Source organism: Cryobacterium sp. 10I1 (assembly GCF_035019805.1).
GTDB classification, from domain to species: Bacteria; Actinomycetota; Actinomycetes; order Actinomycetales; family Microbacteriaceae; genus Cryobacterium; species Cryobacterium glucosi.
In genome coordinates, this window is sequence record NZ_JASJVF010000481.1 from 1 (window position 1) to 1257 (window position 1257).

Consider the following 1257-nt stretch of genomic DNA (forward strand, 5'->3'; position numbering starts at 1 on the left):
ACGCCCGGCACGCCCGGCGCGACCAACAGCCACGGCACGCCCGGCACCCGACCTCCCGTCGTGATCCCCCGCCACGCGTGGCAGGCCCTGATCGTGCTGCTGGCCGGCATGTTCATGGCGCTGCTCGACACCACGATCGTGAACGTCGCCCTGCCGACCATCCGGGAGAGCCTGAACGCCTCAGAGGCGACGCTGTCCTGGATCATCTCCGGGTATGCGCTCGCGTTCGGGCTCGCGCTCATCCCCGCCGGGCGCCTCGGCGACCGGATCGGCCACAAGTGGGTCTTCTTCACCGGGCTCGCGCTCTTCACCCTCGCGAGCCTCGCCTGCGGCCTCGCGCAGAACGACCTGCAGATGATCATCGCTCGCGTCGTGCAGGGCCTCGCCGGCGGTATCTTCGTGCCCGCCGTCACAGCAGTGATCCAGCTCCTGTTCCCGCCGATGGCGCGCGGCAAGGCGTTCGCCATCATGGGCTCGGTCATCGGCGTCTCGACCGCGCTCGGCCCGATCCTCGGCGGCCTGATCATCCAGGCGTTCGGCGACGAGAACGGCTGGCGCCTGGTGTTCTGGGTCAACCTCCCGATCGGCGTCGCGGCGCTCATCGCCGCCGTGTTCATGCTCCCCGCCGGCGCCGAGCGCGACCCGAACAAGCCGAGCTCGGGCATCGACTTCGTCGGGCTCGTGCTGCTCTCCGGCGGCCTCGTCGCCCTCCTCGTGCCGCTCATCGAGGGCCAGGACCAGGGCTGGCCACTATGGACCTACCTCACCCTCGTCGCCGGCGCGCTGCTCCTCGCCGCGTTCGGGGCCTGGGAAGTCAACTACACCCGCCGCGGCAAGAGCCCGCTCGTGCCGCCGCACCTGTTCTCGCACCCGGCCTTCTCCGGTGGAGTCGTGCTCGCGCTCGTCTACTTCGCGGCGTTCACAAGCATCTTCTTCACGATCTCGATCCTCTGGCAGGCGGGCCTCGGCCACACCGCCCTCGAGTCCGGGCTCGTCTCGATCCCCTTCGCGATCGGCAACATCGTCGGCGCCTCGCAGAGCAACCGGCTCGCGCAGCGCCTCGGCCGCACGGTGCTCGTGATCGGCGTGACCCTCGTCACGACCGGCCTGATCTGGATCTACCTCGCCCTGCTCCTGATCGGCCCGTCGATCACCAACTGGGAGCTGCTGCCGCCGCTGCTCATCGCAGGCCTCGGCAGCGGATTCTTCATCGCCCCGAACGCGCAGTTCATCGTCGCGACCGTCGACCGCGCAGAG

Annotated in this window: 1 protein-coding gene; it reads left to right on the forward strand. The window is 69.8% G+C overall.

All coding sequences use genetic code 11. The features are described 5' to 3' along the window. The coding region (locus QN345_RS19235; protein WP_416347685.1) for a DHA2 family efflux MFS transporter permease subunit at positions 1–1257 on the forward strand (1257 nt) is incomplete at both ends.